Below are 24,899 nucleotides of genomic sequence, written 5' to 3'. Positions count from 1 at the left end.
GTCCCTATTCGTTTGCATATGGGAAGTGCGCTGTATATGTAGACGAATCGGCAAACAATTGGCGGTAACGTTTTACTTTTTCAGGGTACTTTTTGGCGAGATTTGTTGTTTCTGACATATCGTCTTTAAGATTGTAAATCTCAATGGCATTTGCAGTACCAACCTGCACCGCTTTCCAGTCACCTTCGCGGATTGCACGTAATAATGATTTTTTTGGATCGCTGTTTCGTTGTTGTTCCCAATACAAATATTTGTGTTCAACCTGTTGGTTGGTTTTCCCTAGATAGATTGGCAAAACTGAAATGCCGTCGGTAAATTGTGGTTTTGAGATATTGGCAACCTCAGCAAATGTCGGCATAAAATCCTGAAAACCACCGATATGTTTAGAAACCACGCCCGGTTTGATTTTTCCGGGCCATACCGCAATGTGCGGAACTCGAATTCCACCTTTGTATAGGTCTCGCTTAAAACCACGTAAAAGGCCATTACTCGTAAAGAACTTATGGTCATGACCTGCCGCACTATGGCCACCATTATCACTAGTCAAGATAATTAAAGTATTGTCAAACTCGTCAATCATTTTAAGGTGGTCAATTAAACGGCCGACTTGCTTATCCCACAAGGTAATTTTACGTGCGTGGTGTTTTTCAGCTTCGGCCCAGTCTTTGTCGGAAAACATCGACTTGTTTCGTAACATGGGCTCATGCGGGGGCGGTGTACGGTACGACATAACTAAAAAAAATGGTTTGTCGTCAGACTTAATATTGTCTAAATATTCAGTGGCAAAGTTTGTACGAAACTCGTCAATGTTGTCCCACTCAGTATAGTCGTAAAGTTTTTTGTCATTAACACCATTAATCCAATGGGTTGTTTTATCAAAATAAATTTTACTGTCGGCCCGCTGCCATTGCTCTTGAACAGCGTAATCAAATCCTCTGGCGTACGCCCATGTATCGAGGTCATTGGGGTTTTCTAAATGCCATTTACCAATAAATGCTGTTTGGTACCCAGCATCTTGCATCATGTTACCTAATGTAAGTTCGTCTTTACGCAGTGAAACTCGGCCCCAGCGGCCAGTGTCGGCATAGATGCCTTTATTGCCCCGAATAGTCGCATGACCAGCATGTTTCCCTGTCATCAATACGGCTCTAGAAGGCGCACAAACAGCATTACCTGCATAGAAGTCGGTAAACTTAAGCCCATTATCAGCGAGGTTGTCAATTTCAGGGGTCTTAATGGTTTGTTGCCCATATGAGCCCAATTCGCCATAACCTAAGTCGTCGGCCAAAAGAAACAGTATATTAGGGGTTTTAGCCTGCTCTTCAGCTAGCAATGAAAAGCTGGTAATAAGGGTCAAAGCGGAAAGTTTGAGCATTCGTCTTAATGTCATTCTCACAAATTCCTATAAAATTGATTACGCTCTCTTTAATTGATACTAGTGCAGTTAAAAAGTAGTTGCAAGATAAAATGCAAACGTTCTCCCTTGTTTTGTTTTATCTGCGTCTTTTTGTATTATTTTTGTCTGGTCAGAGGTGTAAATGCTCCACGCTTATGTAAAGGGTTTAAGTGGGTTTTAACTGTTGGTGATAAGAGTAGGGACATCGTTTTATCTAAAAAAGTGTGCAATGTGACAAAATATTTTGTAGTCTTTAAAAATGCCACAGGGAGAACGTGTTCCTTTTGGCGCTTTGGGGTGAACTTTGGTTACTTAATTGAGATACTGACCAAAAGGACTCTCACTAAACTAACAACAACAGGGTGATGGGAACGATTATGAACACAAGCTTTAAACTCAAAGCCGTTTCAGCCGCAATATTGGGTACATTGATATCTGGTGTTTCGTATGCTGAAGATACATCCGCGAAAAACCAAGAAAAAATAAAAAAAGAAAAAGACATCGAAATCATTACTGTGACTGGCTTTAAAGGCAGTTTGCAAAAAGCATTAAATGGTAAACGTTTCTCCGATGGCGTGACCGACCAAATACACGCGGAAGACGTGGGTAAGTCAACAGACCAAAATATAGCAGACGCTTTATCTCGTGTTACCGGGGTCACGGTTCAAGAGTCTGATGGCGAAGGTACTCGCATCGCCGTTCGTGGTGCAGGAGCCTCTCTTAACCAAATTTCGATGAACGGTGTTTCATTAACATCAGGTTTAAGCGGCGGTGCAGATAACCCAGTTGCAGAGCAAAGTGTTGACTTAAGTTCGTTTTCTTCAGACATACTGGCTTCAATTGTTGTCCAAAAGACTTCAGCAGCCGATCAAGATGAAGGCTCGTTAGGTGCGAATGTCATTCTTAAAACGGTTAAACCTTTAAATTTAAAAAAACCGAAACGTAATTTTGAAGTACAAGGCCGCTACAACGAATTCTCAAATGACACCGACAGAAAGCTATCATTTAGCGTATCAGACAAGTTTTTTGACGATAGATTTGGTGTTATTTTAACTGTATCTGATGAGACTCAGCATACACGTACAGATGAATATAAGGCCAGTTGGGACGAAGCTGCTGAGGCCGTCGAAGATGGCAAAGCGAGAGATGCTGAAACGGGTAAAATAATCCGCATTGTAGGAGCTGACCAAAATACAGCTGACTTTGATCCAATGATTGCAATACCTGGTTTTGATGCAGCTAATGAGATTGTCCAGTTTGGTGATCTAAATGTGATCACAATGTCTAGTGCAAGCCAAGTGCTTAACTTGGATGAACGTAATCGCCAATCTATCACCGCAGGGTTTCAGTTTGCCCCTACAGATGACACCGATATTCAGCTTGATTTAAGTCATTCACGACAGGATATCTTAGAAGACAACCAAGATTTTAATATGCAATTTGGGTTGTTAGAGGCAAATGAAGCTGACGATCCTCAGCAAGATTGGTGGACTGTAAATCGTGACAACAATACGTTAGTCAAGCGATTAGCTAGGCATTCAAAAGGGCGTTCATATCGTAATGTTGGCGGTTATGAGCAAGATACTAATGTCGCTACACTTAATATTGAACAATGGGTCACGGACGATTTAAAAGTTTCATTTTTGGCCGGTTATTCAAAAACTGAAACCGAAAGTAAAGACAATGTTGGTATTTTATTGCTTCCGGTTGGTGTAACTGCTGGCAGCATGAATGACATTCCTTTGTCTTCAGATGATCCAAATGTCGTTACATTGGAACCGGCAGGGTACGATTGCACAGGTTCAAATTGTCGAATTAATGTTGCGACACAATTGGCTCAAATATTACCAGGTGAAAATACGCAATTTAACCGAGCACCTAGTTTAACAAATATATTGGATCCACAGTTATTTGCAGCCCGTAGCTTGTTTAAATACGATAATCGTAACTCAGATACCAATAAATCGTTTTTCTTAGATTTTGACTGGTCAGTTGATTTTGCTGGAATTACTAAAGTAGAGTTTGGCGCAAAATATACAAATCGAGTTAAAGATGTTGTGACGCAACGCGATACGTTTTCTGATGGTTCATTTGTCTTTAACGACGAAGGCGAAGAGGTCGCAATTAATGGTATCACTAGCATAAAATTAGCAGATATCATTGATGATCATGCATTCCCAGTTGACAATTTTATGGAAGGTATTGTTGATGGCACAGACCAGGCTTACTTGTCAGGTTGGGCGCCAGTTGACCCGTTTAAAGCTCTCGAAATGGTAACGCCTTCAAGCGGTGCTGGTGGTAAAGACGTAAAGCTTAAAATTGACAATTCAGGTTCGCGATTAATAGACCAGGATGTTAAAGCATTATATGGCAAACTAAATTTTGAGCTACTTGACGGTAAGTTAACGGGTAATGTTGGCCTTCGTTTTGTTGAAACAAAAACCTATGCAGAAGCCTATACCAAAATACAATTCCAAGGAGGGTCAAACGTTTATGACCCTATGCAACTATTACGTTTTACAGATCTTAGTAAACCTCAATGTGAGGAAACTATTTATCACGTTACACCTAGTGGGGCGGATGATAAAACTAGTTATCCAGTGAATGTGCAGGACCCAGACACTTGCTCAATGTTCCAGTTAACCCATAATTTCAATCGTAATCAAAGTGATACTTTGTTAGCTGCTCCTGGTGAGTATGTTGCAGCTGAGCACCTAGATCCATCAAATGTCGATTACATTTTGCAAGTATTGCACGATAACAATGGCATGACCGTGTTAACCAATGGGTCTAATACTAACGGCAATAATGGCCGATTTTCGTCCACTGAAGAAATCAAGGGTATTGCAGATCGCACAACTAATGACCAAGTGGTTTGGGACGCTCAAGGTAATTTGGTTAATGGCGGAGACAGTTTTGGAACGTTAGCCAATATCCGTCCGTTTTTGGGAAGTGGCGAATCGACTAACCGATTGTTGTTACCTAGCCTAAATTTAAATTATCAAGTTAATGATGAATTAATGACTAGATTTTCTGCAACAAAAACAATGGCTCGACCAAAATTTGATTCAACAACACCCGGTGGCCAAGTACGAGAGGACGCATGGCAAATTCGAGGTAATGGTCAACTTAATAATGTTGCACTAGAGCCTTTAGAGTCAGTAAACCTAGATTTGTCTATTGAGTGGTATTTTGACGACAGTGGTTTGCTATCAATGGCATTTTTCCATAAAGACATGACAAATTTTGAAGAAAAAGTAAGTGAAGTATTTCTTTGGAAGGACTTACGTGAAAACTATGACTTAGATGGTGTGGCTTCATTGGACGACGTACTTGTTGTACCAAACCAACTCGTTGACGAAAATGGTAATGCAGTTGTAAATGAACATACTGGGTTATCAGAATGGCAAGAAACGCCATTTAATTCAGACTGTTTGCCTGACCGCATGATGCATCGTCAATTAAGAGATCCGTTAACAATAAATTGTCATTCACTTAATGTTGATGTGGTTCGAAATGGCTCTGGTGCCGTCACTAAAGGAGTTGAGGTTTCATATACTCAGAGTTATGACTTTTTGCCAGGCGTGTTAGGTGGGTTGGGTTCGAGTTTAAACTATACCTACGCAGACTCTGCATCAGATGCTGAAGTCTCTGCAACTACAGGTCAAGTAATTAATCCGTTACCACAACCTTACACGCCTAAACATTCATCAAACGTTACTGTTTTCTGGGAAATGGACGGTGCAATGATCCGTATTGCTAATCGTTACAACTCTACGCAGTTGGTATCACGAGGGTTGGCAAGTGGTGCTTCGTGGCTTGATTCAAATAACAGATTGGACCTAAGCGCATCGTATGAGCTAACCGATAATTTATCTTTTACATTCCAAGCGCTAAACCTAACCGATGAAACCCGACGGATATTTTATACCAGCACACGAACTGTGCTTGGTGTAACGGAAGACGGCACTCCAATTGTATTTGACGAAGGCAATGCAATGGAAGGGGAAGGTGACACAAGTCGAACGATGTCTGAATATAAATCTGGGCGTCAGTACCGCGTAGGTATTCGCGGCACATTCTAATCGACTGTCTTGGGATCATAACTGCCCGCTTTGCGGGCAATTAAAAAAAGTATTGGAGAAAGTAAGATGAATAAGAACTTACTAACAAAAGCAATCGCTTTATCACTTGTATCAGCCACGGTTATTGGTTGTAACACAGTTGAGGAAGGCACTGATTTTTCAGTTAGCGCTAATGAAGCCGTTACATTTGATACAACCAAAATGGTTATCGCAGTCACAGAGCAACCCGCTACAGTAACTGGTGATTCGGTAACAAGAGTTAATCTAGTTGCAGGCGCAAGCTCAGATGGGGAAGCCCTTACAGTTGATTCTAAAAATGTAATTATACGTGATATGAGCGAGGTTTCAGTTGAATCTGAACTACTATCACCCCGTACAATTGAGTTTTCACTAGAGTCACAACCGCCTGCTAAAGTGGTTGGTAACGAGTTGTTATTTGATGCGGCAATATTTGACGATTTAATACATAGCAATGAGTCTATGACATTTACGTATCAATATTGGGTTGATAATGGATATCAGTTTAGTTGTGCAAATATGTTCCAGCACCCAGCTAATTGCACAGAAGAAGAAAAAGCGGCTAATCCGAATTTACGTTTAGTAGAAATTACGGTAAGTGCTGTTGATGATCCGATCACCGCTATCGAAATTGATGACTTTGTTGTTAACCTAGATGGCACTCTAACGGCACCTCTAGTTGTTGTGCCTAGTTATGCAGCCAATCAAGATTTTACGACTGATTTTATCTGGGAAATTGCTGATACAACATTAGCTACAGTTACCGATGGCGTCATATCTGGTCTTGTTTCGGGAACTACAACACTAACTGTTACATCGGTTGCAAACTCTGAAATTACTCAAACGGTTGAAATTGAAATTGCGAACCCACCACAAAATGTGGCTGGCTTAGAGTTGAAATCTCCAGCGGGGAATGACTTACCAGCAGTTCTAACTATTCCAACCTGTACAACGTATGCAGCTATGGTATCGCCTATAAAAGAAGATGATAGCAAAGACTTTAGCGGTAGTTTTGTATACACCTTAGAAGCGACTAACAACACGTTTACTATTGACGGTTTTGCTGCAAATTCAGGTTTTGCACAAAGCGGTACATTTACCCAAGGTTCAGTAGATTTCAACACTCAAGCGTCGTATACGGACTCACTTAATGTTGTGCTTGAAGGATATGACGGTGGCGCTCTTAGTACTGAAGTCGCACTCGTGGACAATGTGTTGTGTAATTATGTGGCAGAAACAAGTGCCGGTACTGGTGCGCTAAACGAAGACTTTAAAATATATTGGAACGCTGGCGCGGGCATGAAAGATGGTTTCGCTGCGAGCACGTTTATTCGCAATGGTGACGGGGCAGACGCAACTGTGGATACGTCAATTGCTACCAGTGTGGTGTTGACCGAGGGCAAAGATGGCACCGCAGGTTTGAAGGTTACTGCGATAGGTAGTGAGCATTCTGCAATACATTCTTACCACAAAAATGACGGACGAATTTATGGTCAGTCACTTATAGACGGTGGTAAGTTTAAAGTGTCATATTGGGTAAAAAACAATACTGCTAACTCCGTTACTATTGGTAACGAGTTTATGCCAAGCAACGATACTAAATCTGCAAATGCTACGATTGGGCAATTTGACCTAAGCTTATTGGCAACATCCCCAGACTTTGTCTTAGCGGCAAATTCAGACTGGACGTTAGTTGAATTTGATTTAGATCTTCCAGCACGAGCGAACTCTCAACGCGGACCAAAATGGGAAATCATTTTCACGCCAAGTGAAACTGAGGGGACTGGTAATCCGCTAGACCTAATTATTGATGACTTTTCAATTTCAGTAATAGAATAGAGGCATCACGATTAAAAGCCGTCTTTGTTCAACAAAGGCGGCTTTTCTTGTAAATAAAGATCACAAATCAATTGACTTAATGCAGTGTTATTTATAAATTGGGATAACGTTCTCCCTTGGGTTTTGTTATTTGTAAATAATTAAAGTCAAAGTAAAAAATATGAGAAGCATTATGAAAAATAAAATTGTTAATATGTCACTTATGACTAGTGTGTTGGTTAGTTCTGCATTTTTAATGGGATGTGGTGAGAAAACTAAAGTTGTATCCGACGTAAGTAGCAAACCAAACGTCGTGATATTTTATGTAGATGACTTAGGTTATGGTGATGTTAGTAGTTATGGTATGACCGTAGCTCAAACCCCAAATGTCGATGCATTGGCAAAAGAAGGAATACGATTTACCGACGCACACAGCTCAGCTGCCACATGTACGCCGTCACGTTATTCTATGTTAACAGGGCAATATGCGTTTCGAAATAACGCCGCTATTTTACCCGGTGATGCGCCTTTAATAATTGATCATACTAAGCCTACATTACCAAAGATGATGCAAGCTGCTGGTTATAAAACAGCAGTGGTGGGTAAGTGGCATTTAGGGTTGGGCGATGGATTTGTTGACTGGAATAAAGACGTTAAACCTGGCCCTATTGAACTTGGGTTTGATTATAGCTTTTTAATGCCTGCGACTGGTGACCGAGTGCCGACCGTTTATCTGGAAAATCACACTGTCCTTAATTTAGACCCATCTGATCCAATAACAGTGTCTTATGAAAAGCGCATAGGTAGCCGACCTGTAGGGACTGAACGTCCTGAATTATTAAAGCAACAAGCCGATTTACAGCATAGCGCAACAATAGTTAATGGGATTAGCCGAATTGGTTGGATGGCTGGAGGTAAATCAGCTGAGTGGAAAGACGAAGACTTCCCATTTGTATTTACTGACAAAGCAATCAACTTTATTCGTTCGTCGAAAGATGAACCATTTATGCTGTTTTTCCCGTTTCATGACATTCATGTACCGCGTGTGCCTAATGAAATGTTTGCAGGTAAGTCAGGTATGGGACCCCGAGGTGACGCGATTTTACAGATGGATTGGATGACAGGTCGCATAGTTAATGAATTGAAAAAACAAGGTGTCTATGACAATACGATTATTATATTTTCAAGTGACAATGGCCCCGTGATGGACGATGGTTATGCCGACCAAGCCGATGATTTACGTGGTGAACATGACCCTGCAGGCGGATATCGAGGTGGCAAGTACAGTGCATATGAAGCGGGAACACGTGTTCCAATGATTGTGACGTATCCAAATGGTTTGGTTAAATCTGGAGACAGTGACGCGTTGGTTAGTCACATCGATATATACAAATCGTTGGCAGCACTGGTCGGTGGCACGTTGACTGCTGGCGAAGCAATAGACAGTCAGAATATACTACCTGCGTTTTTAGATGCGTCGGCAGACGGTCGTGAAGAAATGTTGGAAGAGTCTTTCACATTGTCACTTCGTAATGGCGACTGGAAATATGTTGAACCATTTAGTGGCCAAACACCTGCATGGTTAGCAAATAAAACAGCAATCGAAAATGGCTTACAATCAACACCTCAATTGTTTGACCTAAGTAAAGATCAATACGAACAACATAACGTTGCTTCGGAACATCCTGAAGTAGTTAAAAAGCTTCAGTCTCGTATCGATGCAATTCGTTTGAAGAAGTAATTAACTTTGTTGTTAGGCTTTGGCCCTGTTCGCAGGGCCTTTTTAAGCTGTGCTCATTTTATAAGTAAAGCCCAACATGGCGAAATCAGCTCAATATTCGATTTTTCAATTACAAAGTGGACTCTATAGGACTTTTTCCGTTCAGGAGCAGAGAAATCAAATCTGCAGTAGCAACAACCAATTGCTCTTGCAAAAACTAACATAACCGCTGCGCTCAGAATATCCGTTTTCATCAACCACAATGTTTGTCGTCTTGTTTAAGTCAGTTTTATAGTCGAACTTATTTTGACTTTCATGCTGTCAGTGAATACTCCCCTCACACCAAGTTACATTGATACAGTAATAAGTATAATTACAGAAAACCTTGCCCGTAATTTTAGAATGATTGATGGGTACTACATCGGTATTGATTCAGGTATAATTCTGGCCATTGAAATTAATAGGCCAAAAAGACTGAATTTTTGGTGCGTTTCCAGCACCATTATCTAAGAAAATTATGACAGACTCTCAACTTGCCAAAGAAATCGAGTGCCGACGCACTTTCGCCATCATTTCTCACCCAGATGCCGGTAAAACAACCATTACTGAAAAAGTATTGTTGTACGGACAACACCTGCAAACTGCCGGTACAGTAAAAGGTCGTGGCTCAAAACAGCACGCCAAATCTGACTGGATGGAGATGGAAAAAGATCGTGGTATCTCTATAACAACGTCTGTTATGCAGTTTCCTTATAACGATAATTTAGTCAATCTGCTAGATACTCCAGGACACGAAGACTTCTCTGAAGATACTTACCGTACGTTGACGGCGGTGGATTCTTGCTTGATGGTGATCGACGCCGCTAAAGGTGTTGAAGACCGAACGCGAAAATTAATGGAAGTCACCCGTTTACGCGACACGCCAATCATTACCTTTATGAATAAACTTGACCGTGACATCCGTGATCCGATGGAAGTTATGGACGAAGTTGAAGATGAATTAAAAATTGCCTGCGCCCCGATTACTTGGCCAATCGGTTGCGGTAAATTGTTTAAAGGCGTTTACCATATTCATCGCGACGAAGTTATTTTATATAACACAGGTAAAGGGCATACGATTCAGGACGTTCGCACAATTAAAGGTGTTAACACACCAGAATTGGACGAAGCCGTTGGTGAAGACTTAGCAGAGCAACTGCGAGAAGAGCTTGAGCTTGTTATCGGTGCGTCAAACGAATTTGATTTAGAACTGTTTTTGGCGGGCGAATTAACCCCAGTATTTTTTGGTACAGCCTTAGGTAACTTTGGCGTTGACCATATGCTAGACGGCCTAACTGAGTGGGCGCCAACGCCTATGCCTCGGGATACTAATGAACGCCAAGTTGTTGCAAGTGAAGCTGATTTCAGCGGTTTTGTATTTAAAATCCAAGCCAACATGGACCCTAAACACCGAGACCGCGTGGCATTTATGCGGATTGTCTCAGGTAAATATGAAAAGGGCATGAAGATGAAGCATGTACGTTTAGGTAAAGACGTACGGATTTCAGATGCCTTGACCTTTGTAGCCGGAGACCGTTCAGCCGTTGAAGAGGCATTTCCTGGGGATATTATTGGGTTACATAACCACGGTACGATTCAGATTGGCGATACATTCACGCAAGGTGAGGCATTTAAGTTTGCGGGCATTCCAAACTTTGCGCCGGAATTATTCCGCCGTATTCGTTTAAAAGATCCACTGAAACAGAAGCAGTTATTAAAAGGCTTAATCCAGTTATCGGAAGAAGGTGCTGTGCAAGTATTTAGACCAATGCAAAACAACGATTTGATCGTTGGTGCGGTTGGTGTCTTGCAGTTTGACGTTGTTGTTCAGCGTCTTAAATCTGAATATAACGTTGAGGCGATTTACGAACCTGTCAATGTTGCTACAGCACGCTGGGTTGAATGCGAAGACGTGAAAAAGTTTGAAGACTTTAAACGCAAATGCGCGACAAACTTAGCACTCGATGGTGGTGATAACTTGACCTATATCGCGCCGACTCGCGTAAATTTAAACCTGTCGATGGAACGTTATCCAGAAGTCTCATTCTTGGAAACAAGAGAGCACTAAACCAAACAAATGAGATGCAGCCTTAGGCGTTGCATCTGTTTTTACTTTTTCTCGCGACGAGCAAAGGCATTTTGAATATGAACATTTTTCAGTTAGTACAAGATAGATTTAAACAAGCGTTAACAAAAATTGAAGGAGCCGCAGGTGCTGCTGCGCCAATGGCTCGAAGCAATCGCCCTGAATTTGGAGAATACCAGTTTAATGGTGCTATGGGGTTAGCGAAAAAGCTAAAATCAAACCCTCGAGAAATTGCCGCAAAAATTTTGGACGCTGTTGAATTAGACGATTTAGCTGAAAGCTTAGAGATTGCCGGTCCTGGTTTTATTAATGTAAAGCTAAAGCCTCAATGGCTAGGTGAGCAAATTACTGCTGCGTTAACCGATCCAAGATTAGCGGTAGAAAAAGAGCCTGAACAAACAGTAGTAGTTGACTTGTCGTCACCAAATTTAGCGAAAGAAATGCACGTTGGCCATTTGCGTTCAACTATCATTGGTGACTCAGTGGCTCGAGTAATTGAGTTTTTAGGTCACAAGGTTATTCGTCAAAATCACATGGGTGATTGGGGCACACAATTTGGTATGTTGATTGCGCATTTGCAAGACAAGTTATTGTCTGAAAACGTTGCAACAACTGCGTTGTCAGATTTGGAAGACTTTTATCGCGAAGCTAAAATTAGGTTTGATGAAGAAGAAGGTTTTGCCAATCGAGCTCGCGAGTACGTGGTTAAATTGCAAGGCGGTGACCAAGAATGCCTTACGTTGTGGCAACAATTTATCGATGTATCGATTCAACACAGCGAAGAAGTTTACGCCAAATTGAATGTTAATCTAAAACACGAAGATATCATGGGTGAAAGTGCATATAACCCAATGTTAGCTGGCATAGTTGCAGACTTGAAAGAGAAAGGCATTGCCGTTGAAGACCAAGGCGCTCAGGTTGTATTTCTTGATGAAATGAAAAATAAAGAGGGCGAACCTGCCGTCTTTATTATTGAAAAATCAGGCGGTGGTTTTTTATATTCAACAACCGATTTAGCGGCAATGAAATACCGTTCATTTGACCTAAACGCAGACCGTATCATTATCTTCACTGACGCTCGTCAAGCATTGCACTTTAAGCAAGCTGAAATGGTTGGCCGTAAAGGTGGATTGCTAAAAGCTGAAACGAGCTACGAACACGGCCCATTTGGTATGATGTTAGGTAAAGATGGCAAGCCATTTAAAACCCGTACTGGCGGCACAGTTAAACTAGCGGACTTGTTAGATGAAGCGGTTGAGCGTGCAGAAAAACTACTGTCAGAACGCGAAAGCAATTTAAGTGCAGATGAGCAAAAAGAAATTGCTCGTAAAGTTGGTATTGGCGCAATTAAGTACGCTGACTTAAGTAAAAACAGAACGACCGACTACATTTTCAACTGGGAAACGATGTTGAGCTTTGAAGGCGATACGGCTCCTTATTTGCAATATGCTTATACCAGAGCCATGAGTGTGTTCCGTAAAGCAGAAATTGATGTTGCTACGTTTAATGCCGAAGTCATTATTACTGAAGCCCAAGAAAAAGCACTGGCCGTTAAGTTATTGCAATTTGTTGAAGCGATTGCTGGTGTGAGCGCTAATTCAACGCCACATTTGTTGTGTACTTACTTGTATGAATTGTCGAGCTTATTTATGACTTTCTACGAAGCTTGCCCAATGTTAAAAGACGGCGTAGCAGAAGAAACCAAGTTAAGCCGTATGGCATTAAGTTTGTTAGTTGCCCGTACCCTGAAACAAGGTTTAGAGCTACTCGGCATCGAAACAATGGAAAAAATGTAACCCTCTGATTATTGCCCTTGTTAGGGCATGATTAAGAAGATTAAAAAGCGGGTGATGAAAGTACAATTTCATCACCCGCTTTTTTTGTCGCTATTGCTTTAATTCTGCGGAACCCTTGTAGGCTAGTATGACTTAGTCGTTAACTTAAATGCTGTTGAAAGAAGTTTACGGTTCTTTCCCACGCTAGGTTGGCATTTTTAGGGTCATACCGACCTGTGGAATCATTATGGAAGCCATGGTTTGCGTTTTCATACATAAACATCTGGTAATCCACCTTGTTCTTTTTAAGAGACACCTCGTACTCAGGCCACGTGGCATTAACTCGTTTATCAAGTTCAGCCAATTGGATCATCAATGGCGATTTAATGTTGTCACGAATTTCGGAGGCGGCAGGCGTTCCATAAAATGGTACGCCAGCATTTAGACTATTAGGAATAGTTGCAGCTAACATGTTGACGATATAGCCACCAAAGCAAAAACCAACAGCACCGAGCTTGCCGTTACTGAGGGCATGGGCTTTTAAAAATTCAGCAGCGGCGACAAAATCTTGTTGAATTTTCGCTCTATCTAGGGAGCGTTGCATTGCTTTCCCTTCATCGTCATTGCCAGGATATCCGCCTAAAATATGCAGTGCATCGGGCGCAAACGCGACAAAACCGGCTTTGGCTAAACGGCGAGCAACGTCTTTAACATAAGGATTAAGTCCTCTATTTTCATGAATAACTAGAACAACGGGTAATGGTTTATCAAGGTTTTTTGGGGTAACAAAGTATCCTCGACCTTCGCCATGACCTTTTGGCGAACGGAAGGTCAGATAACTCGCTTTGATGGCATCATCATTAAATGAGACTTGCTCGGCAAGGGCATAGTTAGGTAATAACGCAGCTGAGAGAACCGACATACTTAACCCTATGGTGGCAAGCGTGCCTAAACGTTTTAAAAACGTTCGGCGGTCAATCATGCCGTGCGCGTATTCATCGTACCAATCAAAAGCTTCTTGCGGAATAATCGGAGCGGTTTCATTTACTGGTTGAGTCATTCTTTTCCCCTATTGTAGATTGTTAGGCCATAGAACTTTTAAGTCATGACTTTACGTCGTAGGTCACAGAAATAAATAATAGAGCAGAACAACAAAGAAGGCTTATTTTATTTCAGCAAAATATTCTATTGCTGAGGTTTATTGTTTTTTGACTTTCGTTTCGTAAACCATCGGCCGATATTTTTAATACAAACATAACCACATAACACGCTAAAAAATAATCGTACCCCTAGGGTTTCGCTAACTGTTGATGCAACGCCATCGAGGTAATTTTTAATGTCTGTCATTGGGAAAATTAATATAGCGAGACAGCCACAAATAAAGCCATAAACTAATGGGTCCATGCCTTTAACTAAGCTCATGGATACGGGTTCGTTTTCGACATGAAAAAATTCTTTAATGGCAGGTTCTGTTTGTTGAGTTTCAAACTTGGTTAATTCAAGTTCGATAAGCGCGATTTCCTGAGGAGATGGTTTAACATCCGTATTGGCCAATGCTTCGATGAGTTGTTGTTTGCTGTATTGGGTAAAGTCGGGTGACGTCATTTAATAAATCCTTCCTTAGGATGAGAACTAAGGAATATACCTAGTCTGTTGGCTACTATCTATTTTCTATTATTTATTTATAAAAAAAGGAAAACAGATAATAGCCAAATTTACACTAGGTCAAACATTAGCAAGGGCCGCTTAGTGCTACTAATGCTACTGGTAAAAGCGAACAAAAAAGTTATAGCTCTCACGATCATTTAGTTTTTGCGAGAAGTTTAACCCCAACTCAACTAACTGGCGTTGATATTGGTATTGTTTTAAAACACGTTTAAGTTCGTTAAGGGCCACGTTTGTTTTACCAACGTTATCCAAAGCGAGGAAATACAGATACACATATTGGGTATTTGTATTGTCGTATTTTACGGCGGTTTTAAACGAAGCCACCGATTCGGCTTTTGCGCCATTACGGATTTGGTACATGCCATAGGCGTAATGCAATGTCGCTGACTTTGGATTCGCCTTAAGTCCATTTTGATAAATTTCACCCTCTCGTTTTACCTGATTATTGTTACGGTAAAGATCGGCAAGGTTAATGTAGTTTGGTTCAAAATAAGGGTCGACGATTAAACCATGTTCCAATGCCGCGATAGCTTGTTCAGTGCGACCTTGACGTTGGTAAATTATGCTTCGGTTTAAGTTACCTTCGCCGCGCCAACTGCTAACTTCATTAGCGATACTCAATTCGTTAAGAGCTTGTTGGACAACCGCAAGATCTTTGATTTGAACATCAACAAAATGATTCGCCGCCGCAGTACGTACCGCTTTAAACTCATCTGTTAATAACGCTTTAAATGACTTTAATCGGTCTTCAGGTGAAAGGATTTGGCCCACAAGTCCGGTGGCTAATCTTAGTAAGGGCAATTCTGAACTAACCCAAGGGGCGATAACTCTGTCGGTTAAGATTTGAGTGGAATTGGGCAGCAGGGCAATGGCACTTGCTCGTTTGATATCACTCATTGAACTGTCATTAATGAGCGCTAAATGTTGCTCCAGTGGCAAGGTTCGATTGTGCAATAACGTAATGAAATACTGCTCACTAACTGCTAAATCTTTAGGTGCGCCAAAGTTAGATTTAAGCGCGGCAGTCGCCCATTTGTTGTCTTTGTCAGTGTGACAATTTACGCAGGCATTTGGCGTATTAAATTGGTCACTAAGGTCAGGACGTGGAATTTTAAAGCTGTGGTCCCGTCGCGCATCAACGCCCATATAGGTGGTTTGTGGCATGTGGCAATTGACACACTGACCGCCATCGGAGTCAAGTGGATGAATGGTATGTTCAGGTTGTTGGTACACTTGAGCATTGTGGCACTGTAGACACAAGCCATTGCCTTGAAGTTTTACTTTCATGGTGTGTTTATTATGACAGTCAAGGCAGTTAACGCCTTTGTCATACATTTTGCTTTGTAAAAATGAACCGTAAACATAAACCTCATCATTGATTTGACCATCGGCGTGGTACAAAGGCTGGGTCAATAAACTTGGTGAAAACTGATCTAAAAATCGGGTTTTAGGCTCAATGCCATCGGTCAGAGGAGAGCGCAGTGAATGACAAGAAAAACACGTTTCCATAAATTGGTTATCGCGCGGCTCGCCTTGCCATTCGGCAACAGGTTTACTTGGGTCAAGTAACCAGCCCATGGCTTTTTGTTTATCACTTGAGGTTAAGTGACCTGCGATACTGCCATCGCCAGCTTTATAGGCGGTGTTTTTGGTGTGATCTGTCATGTCGTTGTGACAAGACTGACAACCAACATTGATGTTGTCCCAGTTGGTGTCGAATTGTTTTTTAGGGATCGAATAATTCCGTTTTAACCCATCTGAATGACAATCGGCACACATGCCATTCCAATTTTGCATCGGTTGTTGCCAGTGTAAACGGTCCGCGCTTTTGATGTCTTCATCGGGATAAACAGGATACCAACGTTGACCATTTTCCGATTTAGGACGACTGTCCCAGGCAAAAGGAAAGACTTGCATTTTGCCATCATCGGTTTTGATCAAATATTCCTGCAAAGGAAAGTGCCCAAACGTATAGGCTACAGTGTATACCTTGGTATTTTGTTGTTCGGTAAATTCAATTTTAAAGGTGTTGTCTTGTTTAAAAAATCGGGCTTTTTGGGTGAAGTGATCAAATGTCGCGTTGTTAAAATCCCCTAACACAGTGGCAGACGTTGCTTCTGCCATCGCTTTCGCGTGGTCAGATTGTTGCCAGTCAGAAACCGCAGATTGGTGACAAGACACACAATTTTGTTCTGGTGTGTTTGCCAGCGCTGAGAAGCAAAACGCAGTGGACATTATAAAAAAACAAATAAGACTTTTCATTAAGGGCATGATCACATTTTCTATGTATCGATTGGGTTTAACTAAGTTGATGACTATGGGTAAATGCGAGCAACTTAGGCTTGGCATATAGAGTAAACCAAACTGCTTATAATAAACCGCAAAATTAACGATATGTTGAGTTCAAAGTGAGGGACAGTTTAAACCAAAGTATTCTAAAATTCATAAAAAAACCCCGATTATCGGGGTTTTATTTGTTCGCTTAATAAAGCTCGCTTCTGATGCCTACCGCCACACAACTGGCATAAATACGGTCATCTCAGCGGTGCCACGGTTACTCCATGCATAATAGGGAACCAATTGGGTGCTTAGCTCCTGCCATTTAGGTTTGCTAACATTACGATACATAGCATCGCCTTCGTTTTCTCGAAGCAATAATTTGGCTTCAATGGTGGTTAACCCGCCTAAAAATTCTGGCTGACTTTGCGCTTTTAGAGGTTCTTCACCGTCAATGTACACATCTAAAATATTGGTACCTTCTGGTAAATCTGGTGATTCAATGCAATAAACCACAGGACCACGTTTAACCGCGACTTGATTACGGACTTCTTCAATTCTAGGGTGACCTTCGATAAAGGTGGTTTCCATAGGAATGTCGATAACAATTACGTCGCCCACTTGCCATTCTCGATTTAAAACAGCGTAGGTGGCTGGAGTTGCGGTCACGCCGGCATCTTTGCCATTGACGGTAATGGTTGCGCCTGTCGACCAACCTGGTACACGCAATGCAATATCAAACGCGCCGGACTTACATTCATCAACGGTAAGTTTAACCAAACCTTTCCAAGGGTAGTCTGTGTCTTGGCTTAACTTAATCGCTGAGCCATCTAACATGGTAGTTGCAAGATTATTGCTGCCGTACAAGTTAACGTGTACACCATTGTCGGTTAAGCTATATGCCCAGCCAGATAAATTAGAAATAGTACGCACTAAGTTTGGAGGACAACAAAAACACGCTAAATAACCTTCACGGTCTGGTGTTTCGGTAACGTCGGCGTGGGCGTCGTAGTCTCGAACGCCGTGTAACATTCTTAGTGGGTTTGCATAAAAGTAGTCTTTACCTTCAATGCTTATGCCCGAAAGTCCACTGTTATGCATAACAAGTTCTATTATGTCGGCGTATTTTGCTTCACCGTGAATACCCAACATTCTAAAGCTAAACATGGCATTACACAGGTTTGCGCATGTTTCGTTGTAAGCCGTTAGATTTGGCATCATGTAGTCGTCGATAAACCCTTCTTCAATCATGTCACGATTAACACTCGCACCATAATGCGTCTGGCCTACGGCACCTGTGGCATACATTTTTTTCTGTGTAACACTTTCCCATAAACGATTGAGGGCTGTGATTAGCGCTTCTTCACCGGTTTCGGCAAATACATCCGCCGCACCGGCGTAGTAATACAAAGCGAGTACAGCATGCCCAACAGGATCTGTCTCTTCACGCAGTGGTGTGCGTTCTTGCACCATGTCGCCAATTGGGTAACCCACAGTGGTTGAGTCATGCACTATGTCGTAAGTCCCGCGACGGTCGATAAATTTTTGGGCCAACGTTAAGTACTTTTTGTCACCGACAGTACGGTATAGCTCAACCAATCCCATGATCTGAGTTTGGTTAAAACCAAATCGGCGGTAATGTTTTGTGTCTGGAAAAAAGATGGTGTAAAGCAACTCTGCATGTTTGATTGCAACATCTAAGAAGTTGCGTTGCCCGGTGATCCGAAAATGGGCACAGGCACTAATAAACAAATGCCCTGTGTTATACATCTCGTGGTATTTACGGTTTTCGTAACGATCTGCGTCTGGATCTAATTGGATTTGAGTTTGTAGATAACCATCGGGTTCCTGCGCTTTGGCCAAAATATCAATGTACTCGTCAAGTTCGGTTAGTAGCGCCGCATCTTTTGAAAGTCCATAGGCATAGATTTTGGCTTCCATAAATTTATAAAAATCGCCATCGTGCCAATACATACCTTTGTGCTCACCGGTTTTTAGTCCGGCGGCTATTTTAAAATTGTTAAGCGCGTGGCCGACGTCACCACACAGTACATCACCCATGTAGGGGATCATAACGTCGACTGCTTTTTGGGTTTTCTCAGCCCAAAAGCCTTTTGTCCACTGACAGTCACCAAAATTAATGGCGTGTAATTTTACAAACGGGCTTTCAGAGTTTGCAACGATTGCTTTGTTATGTGCATGCAATGAAGTCATGACGTCTTCCTCATAAATTGTATTTTCACCATTTGCTTATCACTCGCCATCGGTTTTTTTGATGTTAAGGGCTAAGCGTAGCAAAACTATTTGTTATTTAGTTAAATCAAAATTAAATGTTGCCAAATCGATCACTGATAAGGTGTAAGGTGCTGAATGTTTAGTGTTTCTAAAGCCTTTTTGAACCATGAGATCAAAGTTTGAAATGATCAATTTATTGTTATAAACGATCAGATCTGCGGGTTGGTCGAGTTGGCCATTAGAGCCGTCGTTGTCCAAATATTCCGCGATAACGGACACTTGTTTATTGGTGTCAATTTTTAAAATTTGGTTTTGTGCAAAGCCCGCTAAATAAAGATTATCTTCGCTGTCAAATGCCATCCCATCAATACCAGACTCAGCTGGCGCCTTGGCATAAACCTGTTGGCTGTTAATATTTTGCTGTTCATCAAAAGTAAAACGATAAACCGTACCGTCACTAATATGGCCTGCATACAAACTGCCTTTAGAGTCGAAGGCAATGCCATCGAGACCTGGTTTATTGGTTGTTGACTCGGCGGTAAAGATCAGTTGTTTGTCGTTTAAGGTGTTGTTGACCATGACATTTCTGTTGGTTGCGTTAAATTGGTAAATGCCACTTGTCGGGTTTTTAGACTTAACTTTTGGTAAGTTAAGTTGGGTTGCGTATAAATAGCCATTATGAAAACGCAGACCATTAGGATTAAAACCAGAGGCGATAACTTCGGTTGATAATAAGGTATCATCACGAAAGTTCATTTTTAAAATTCGACCATGTTTGGCACCACGGGCATCTGCGATATATAAGCCACCATCGGGTCCGTATGCGATACCCATCGGGTTTGCTTTAGTCTTAAGGTTTAAACTAGGCACGGTTGCAAGATGTTTAACAGTGCCGTTTTGGGTAAGCGAAAATAACTCCCCCTGCAGTTTTCGATTGGCAAAGTTAGGGCAACTTAATGTTAACGAGCCATTTGGCGCAACAGCAAATGCGTCTGGTGTCACACATTGCTGTGGTAAGTTTGCAAACAAAGTTGCCGGTTGTGGCATTGCCTGACTAGTGCCACTTATTATAAGCAACCCCAATAGGGCAGTTGTTGCTTTAACAAAATTGTTGGTCAATAACATAGTTGTTGCCTAATTTAGTATTTTCGAATTTATTGGTTGTGTTCCGAATTGTTTAAACATAATATGTTTAAAATAATAGTATGTATATAGGTTTGAGTAAAATTATGGAAAAAAGTCCTAATCAACGCGTCACCCAATATTCATTAATTGCTGCTTTTGGTGGTTTTGTTTTTGGTTTAGACGCTGCAAATATTTCTGGTGCGGTACGTTTTGTCAGCTCTCTATTTGAACTCGACAGTATTCAGCAGGGTACGGTTGTTGGCTGTGCTTTACTTGGCGTTATAGTTGCGTTGTTATTTACCGGCACGTTATGTGACAAGTTTGGCCGTTCTCGTGTTTTATTAGGTATCGGCTTAACCTATTCTTTATCGTCATTGCTGTCGGCTACGGCATTAAATTATGAAATGTTAATTGTGGGCCGATTTATTGGTGGGGTCGCATTTGCGTCTATTACGGTGTCGGCTATGTATATAGGTGAAATTGCACCAGCAGCCCAACGCGGTAAGTTTGTATCAATTAACCAGTTTATGATCGGCCTAGGCTTATTACTGGCCTTTATCGTCAACTACTTTTTAGTCAAGTTAATAGGTGATATTAGTTGGCTTACTAATGACAATGTCTGGCGTGTGATGTTAGGCGCAGAGCTCATCGCTAATGCGATTTGGGTCGCGTTATTGCTAACCATTCCTGAGTCGCCTCGTTGGTTAATAAAGCAGGGACGTACAGAAGAAGCCAATGCGGTTTTTAATCTAATCGCTCCGGCAGATCAAGTAGCAACACTTTCTGCACAAGTTGAAAAAAGCCTAGAACAGGACACAAAACTCGACACATTAGGGCAACTGAAGTCTTTATTTAGTAAGCGCATGAGGTTTGTTTTATTTATTGCGGTAAGTTATGCCATCGTCCAGGGGGCAACCGGGATGAATGCCGTATTGTTTTTTGCACCAATGGTATTTGAACAAGTGGGAATGAGTGTTGAAGATACATTTATGCAAACCATTACTACAGGCGTTATAGGTTTACTGGCAACGTTAATTGCCATCGGTTTTGTTGAAAAACTCGGTCGACGATTTTTAACCGTTGCTGGTTTGGTTTTGGTAGTGGTTGCTCATACCTCTACTTATATTGGTTTTGAACAAGCCAATTATGTATTTAGCGATAATGCAGTTGACGCATTGTCAGTACAGTTGAACCAAGAGGGGGTTGATACCGCAAAGATAGAGACATTACGCGGCGTTACCTTTGACGATGACGTGGCATTAAAACAAAAACTGGGTGAGTTATTTAACAAAAAAGAACTGCCAATTGTTAGTGGTCCTATTATTAACGAAACCATACAAGGCATAAATGCACCGCTTGTTTTGTTTGGCATTTTTGCATTCTTAGCCGCGTTTAACTTATCCATTGGACCAATAATGTGGGTGGTATTTTCCGAGATATTTCCTAACTCCGTACGCAGTGTGGCACTGCCAGTGGCAGCTTTGGTTCAAACTATCTCGTCTTGGTCTATTCAACAATTTTTCCCGTGGCAGCTCGACAATTTAGGGGTCGCGAGCATCTTTATGTTGTACGCCATAATCGGCGCTGTTGGCCTTGTTGTTATGTACTTTGCATTGCCTGAAACCAAAGGCAAAACTATCGAAGACATTGAACAAGAATACGCAAAAGCATAAGGGATTTTTTGATGGAAAAGGCACGAGAACAAATACATCATCTGATCATTGACTGGGGAACGACAAACTTCAGAGCGTTTGCGATGTCAGATACCGACCAGTTAATTGAGACAAAAGAAGCGCCAATGGGACTTTTACAAGTCCCAAATAACGAGTTCGCAACAGCATTAGAAGCACTTCTTAATGATTGGTTAGACGACTACAAAAGTCTGCCAATCTATATGGCTGGCATGGTGGGCTCGATGAAAGGTTGGGTTAATGTCGACTACGCGCATGCGCCCGTTTCAGCCCCTGATTTAGTGGCCAAGGCACATGTTTTTGCTTTGCCATGGGGGCCACAAGCCGTGATTATTCCCGGTGTGTGTTATGGCTATCGCGATCTGCTCGACAGCAGAGCTGCTGAAAAAAGCAGTCTTGATATAGCTGAAGTTGATAAATACGACGTCATGCGCGGTGAAGAGGTACAAATATTGGGACTAGCCGCGCAACATAGTCAGACAGAATTAACGGCTGTGTTACCCGGCACTCATTCAAAACATGCCCATGTAGTTGACGGCAAGTTAACGCAGTTTTCGAGTTATTTAACGGGAGAATTGTTTGATTTATTAACCAAACATTCATTGCTTGGTAAAGGCCTGCCATCAGATGCCTCAAGTGATAACGAGGCGTTTATCAAAGGAGTTGACGACGGCCAAAGTGGTGAGTTTAGTAATCGCATATTCCTCGCGTGGACACAACGGTTGTTTAATTCGTTAAACGAAGCACAGATCCCGGACTATTTATCTGGCATGTTAATCGGCATGGAACTTAAAAAGCTACCGCAAAAACACATCTACATCGTTGGTGGAAAAGGTCTATCACTGCGTTATCAACTTGCTGCAGAACATTTAGGTAAAACCACAACACTCGTTGCTGGTAATGATTGTTTTCTAGCTGGCATGGCAATACTAATTAAGAGCATAAAATGAAACCCACTTTTGACTTAACTAAACACTTACCTTTAATTGCAATTATCCGTGGAGTTACACCACAGGACGTCATTGAAGTTACCCAAATCCTTATTGATGAAGGATTTACTATGATAGAAGTGCCGCTTAACAGCCCCAGTGCGATTGAGAGCATAAGCAAATTGGTACAACAATTTGGCACTCAAAACTACTTGTTAGGCGCAGGTACTGTGACCAATATGGATTTGGCTAAACAAGTTGTCGCCACCGGCGCAAACTTGGTTGTTACCCCTAATTGCAATACCGATGTGATCCGCTTTTCTGCAGATGCCGGTTGTGCGGTATTTCCTGGCATAGTGACGCCAACTGAAGCTTTTGCCGCATTAGACGCAGGTGCTACAGGCTTGAAGTTGTTTCCGGTTTCTATGGTCGGTCTAGACGGTTTTAAAGCATTAAAATCGGTATTACCAAAAGGCACAGGGTGTTATCCGGTAGGGGGCATTGACGCATCGGTGGCAAGCATGAACCCATACGTAAAAATTGGTGCTGCCGGATTTGGTTTAGGCTCTGCTTTGTATAAACCTACGATGTCGATGGCAGAGATTAGAACGCAAGCCAAAGCTTTTGTCGCTCAGTACAAACTTTGTTTAAATAACATAAGCCATGGCTAATTTAGTCACTAAATAAGTAAATAGGCTAGGTTATATACAATCGTTACTCACACAGGCGTTGTGTAGCAATGTTTTTGTATTATCATCGAATTAAACATGATATGTTTAAAAATCAGTTTATTAGGAAGAAACTCTGACAATATGAGTGAATTAGTATATTACGATTTAAAACGAGCCAAGAAAATGACGCCGAGTCTTTCTGTGCAAGTTGCTAGAGAGTTAGGTAGACGTATTGTTGCAGGGTCATTTGAAGCCGGAGCCTTAATAGAAGACGAAAATGCACTGGCAGATCGTTTTCAAGTGAGCCGAGTTGTTATCCGAGACGCGGTTAAAATTTTAGTCGGTAAAGGTTTACTCGACGTTCGCCGAGGCATAGGCACCAAAGTAAGACCGCGACACGAATGGATTTTACTCGACGATGACGTACTTGCTTGGCATATCACAGCAACCCCAAGACTCGAATTTATCAGCCAGTTAATGGACATTCGATTAGCGTTTGAACCAAAAGCCGCCCGTTGGGCCGCAGAACGTGCAACCGCTGAAGACATCAAAGTCATTGACGATGCTTGTCGACGAATGGAAGAAGAAACCGGTTCCCTAGAAAAGTTTGTCGTTGCTGACGCTTTATTCCACCAAGCGGTGTTACGCGCAGCTCACAACGAATTTTTAAATGCGATGGAAGGGGTTATCTACTCCGCATTGTTAGTCAGTGTTCGCATTACGAACCAAGACCCTCGCAAAAATAGTGACTCTGTCGAGTTTCACCGTGAAGTTTGTGATGCTATTTCTACCGGCGATGCCGATAAAGCTGAAAAGCTTACAGAGAAGCTTTTAAGAGACGCAATTCGTCGTTTAAAAGAGGCCTTTGGTGATAAATTTAAAGATACGCAATTGATGTAATTAATTGGGTCTTTTTCTTTTCTTAAAAAAGCAAACCTTAGGTTTGCTTTTTTTGTAGCACAATTTCATTCCAAATACCCAGAACAAAAAACGTCATTTCAATTAGACAGAAAAAACGTCATCCCCGTAGCTTGTAAAATTACGCAGCCTTAGCGATATTCAGCACCTCCAACCGAGTGCAGAGGAATCACATAATTCACATTGCAGGCTTCGCCTTTATTTGCCTTGCAGGCGGCTTTTCGCCTAAAGGCGAGTCACTTTTCTCAACAGCTAGAAAAGTAACCAAAAGAGCCGCCTTCGGCTAAATCCCTAATCCTTAATTAAGATTTATATTATCGTCGAAGACGGAATGTACGCACATCCCTATGCACATTCCTTGCAACGGCGTCCCTGCCGTTCACTTCGAGATATAAATCTCAACTAAGGGGGATTTAGACGAAGGAAAATGTCGCCTGAACTTTAGGTG

15 protein-coding genes are annotated in these 24,899 nt (G+C 41.7%); 9 read left to right on the top strand and 6 right to left on the bottom strand.

All coding sequences use genetic code 11. From position 1 onward, the window contains the following. Positions 1-4 precede the first annotated feature (4 nt). Entirely contained in the window at positions 5-1,390 is a 1,386-nt protein-coding gene (locus KO525_RS11850; RefSeq protein ID WP_215964031.1) for a sulfatase-like hydrolase/transferase, read from the bottom strand. Positions 1,391-1,773: 383 nt separating this feature from the next. On the opposite strand from KO525_RS11850, the gene KO525_RS11845 reads away from it, so the two are divergent. The 5 genes from KO525_RS11845 to argS all read left to right on the top strand — a co-directional run bounded on the left by KO525_RS11845 (position 1,774) and on the right by argS (position 12,958). Beyond that, positions 1,774-5,481, top strand: coding sequence for a TonB-dependent receptor domain-containing protein (locus tag KO525_RS11845; RefSeq protein ID WP_215964030.1), 3,708 nt, complete (start codon positions 1,774-1,776; stop codon positions 5,479-5,481). A 66-nt stretch (positions 5,482-5,547) separates the two neighbouring features. After that, positions 5,548-7,338, top strand: a complete 1,791-nt coding sequence (locus KO525_RS11840) for a hypothetical protein (RefSeq protein ID WP_215964029.1) — start codon at positions 5,548-5,550, stop codon at positions 7,336-7,338. A 193-nt stretch (positions 7,339-7,531) separates the two neighbouring features. Next, a complete protein-coding gene (locus KO525_RS11835) occupies positions 7,532-9,058 on the top strand; it encodes an arylsulfatase (protein WP_215964063.1) in 1,527 nt (508 codons plus the stop codon). Between the two features lie 496 nt (positions 9,059-9,554). After that, positions 9,555-11,144 (top strand): peptide chain release factor 3, encoded by a 1,590-nt coding sequence (gene prfC, locus KO525_RS11830; protein ID WP_215964028.1) that lies wholly within the window; start codon positions 9,555-9,557, stop codon positions 11,142-11,144. Between the two features lie 77 nt (positions 11,145-11,221). Beyond that, a complete protein-coding gene (gene argS / locus KO525_RS11825; RefSeq protein ID WP_215964027.1) occupies positions 11,222-12,958 on the top strand; it encodes an arginine--tRNA ligase in 1,737 nt (578 codons plus the stop codon). Between the two features lie 139 nt (positions 12,959-13,097). Here argS and KO525_RS11820 read toward each other — a convergent pair whose 3' ends face one another. The 5 genes from KO525_RS11820 to KO525_RS11800 all read right to left on the bottom strand — a co-directional run bounded on the left by KO525_RS11820 (position 13,098) and on the right by KO525_RS11800 (position 20,242). Continuing rightward, complete coding sequence (locus tag KO525_RS11820) at positions 13,098-13,997, bottom strand: dienelactone hydrolase family protein (protein ID WP_215964026.1); 900 nt, start codon at positions 13,995-13,997, stop codon at positions 13,098-13,100. Between the two features lie 125 nt (positions 13,998-14,122). Beyond that, entirely contained in the window at positions 14,123-14,542 is a 420-nt protein-coding gene (locus KO525_RS11815; protein WP_215964025.1) for a hypothetical protein, read from the bottom strand. Between the two features lie 156 nt (positions 14,543-14,698). Further along, on the bottom strand, positions 14,699-16,786 hold the full coding sequence (locus tag KO525_RS11810) for a multiheme c-type cytochrome (protein WP_371744406.1): 2,088 nt from the start codon (positions 16,784-16,786) through the stop codon (positions 14,699-14,701). A gap of 324 nt (positions 16,787-17,110) precedes the next feature. Beyond that, the gene (locus KO525_RS11805; protein WP_215964024.1) at positions 17,111-19,096 is read right to left on the bottom strand and encodes a glycoside hydrolase family 127 protein; all 1,986 of its coding nucleotides are present in this window, start codon (positions 19,094-19,096) and stop codon (positions 17,111-17,113) included. A 93-nt stretch (positions 19,097-19,189) separates the two neighbouring features. Beyond that, on the bottom strand, positions 19,190-20,242 hold the full coding sequence (locus KO525_RS11800) for an SMP-30/gluconolactonase/LRE family protein (protein ID WP_215964023.1): 1,053 nt from the start codon (positions 20,240-20,242) through the stop codon (positions 19,190-19,192). A gap of 104 nt (positions 20,243-20,346) precedes the next feature. On the opposite strand from KO525_RS11800, the gene KO525_RS11795 reads away from it, so the two are divergent. The 4 genes from KO525_RS11795 (at position 20,347) to KO525_RS11780 (ending at position 24,433) form a co-directional block, all read left to right on the top strand. Continuing rightward, entirely contained in the window at positions 20,347-21,915 is a 1,569-nt protein-coding gene (locus KO525_RS11795; RefSeq protein ID WP_215964022.1) for an MFS transporter, read from the top strand. Positions 21,916-21,926: 11 nt separating this feature from the next. After that, on the top strand, positions 21,927-22,883 hold the full coding sequence (locus tag KO525_RS11790; RefSeq protein ID WP_215964021.1) for a 2-dehydro-3-deoxygalactonokinase: 957 nt from the start codon (positions 21,927-21,929) through the stop codon (positions 22,881-22,883). After that, a complete protein-coding gene (locus KO525_RS11785) occupies positions 22,880-23,533 on the top strand; it encodes a 2-dehydro-3-deoxy-6-phosphogalactonate aldolase (RefSeq protein ID WP_215964020.1) in 654 nt (217 codons plus the stop codon). The genes KO525_RS11790 and KO525_RS11785 overlap by 4 nt, the downstream gene beginning before the upstream one ends. Before the next feature lie 141 nt (positions 23,534-23,674). Further along, positions 23,675-24,433 (top strand): FadR/GntR family transcriptional regulator, encoded by a 759-nt coding sequence (locus KO525_RS11780; protein ID WP_215964019.1) that lies wholly within the window; start codon positions 23,675-23,677, stop codon positions 24,431-24,433. The last annotated feature ends 466 nt before the right edge of the window (positions 24,434-24,899 follow it).

Origin of the sequence: Psychrosphaera sp. B3R10 (assembly GCF_018861025.1) — a bacterium.
Taxonomy (GTDB): domain Bacteria; phylum Pseudomonadota; class Gammaproteobacteria; order Enterobacterales; family Alteromonadaceae; genus Psychrosphaera; species Psychrosphaera algicola.
This window is presented reverse-complemented; position numbering and strand designations above follow the sequence as displayed.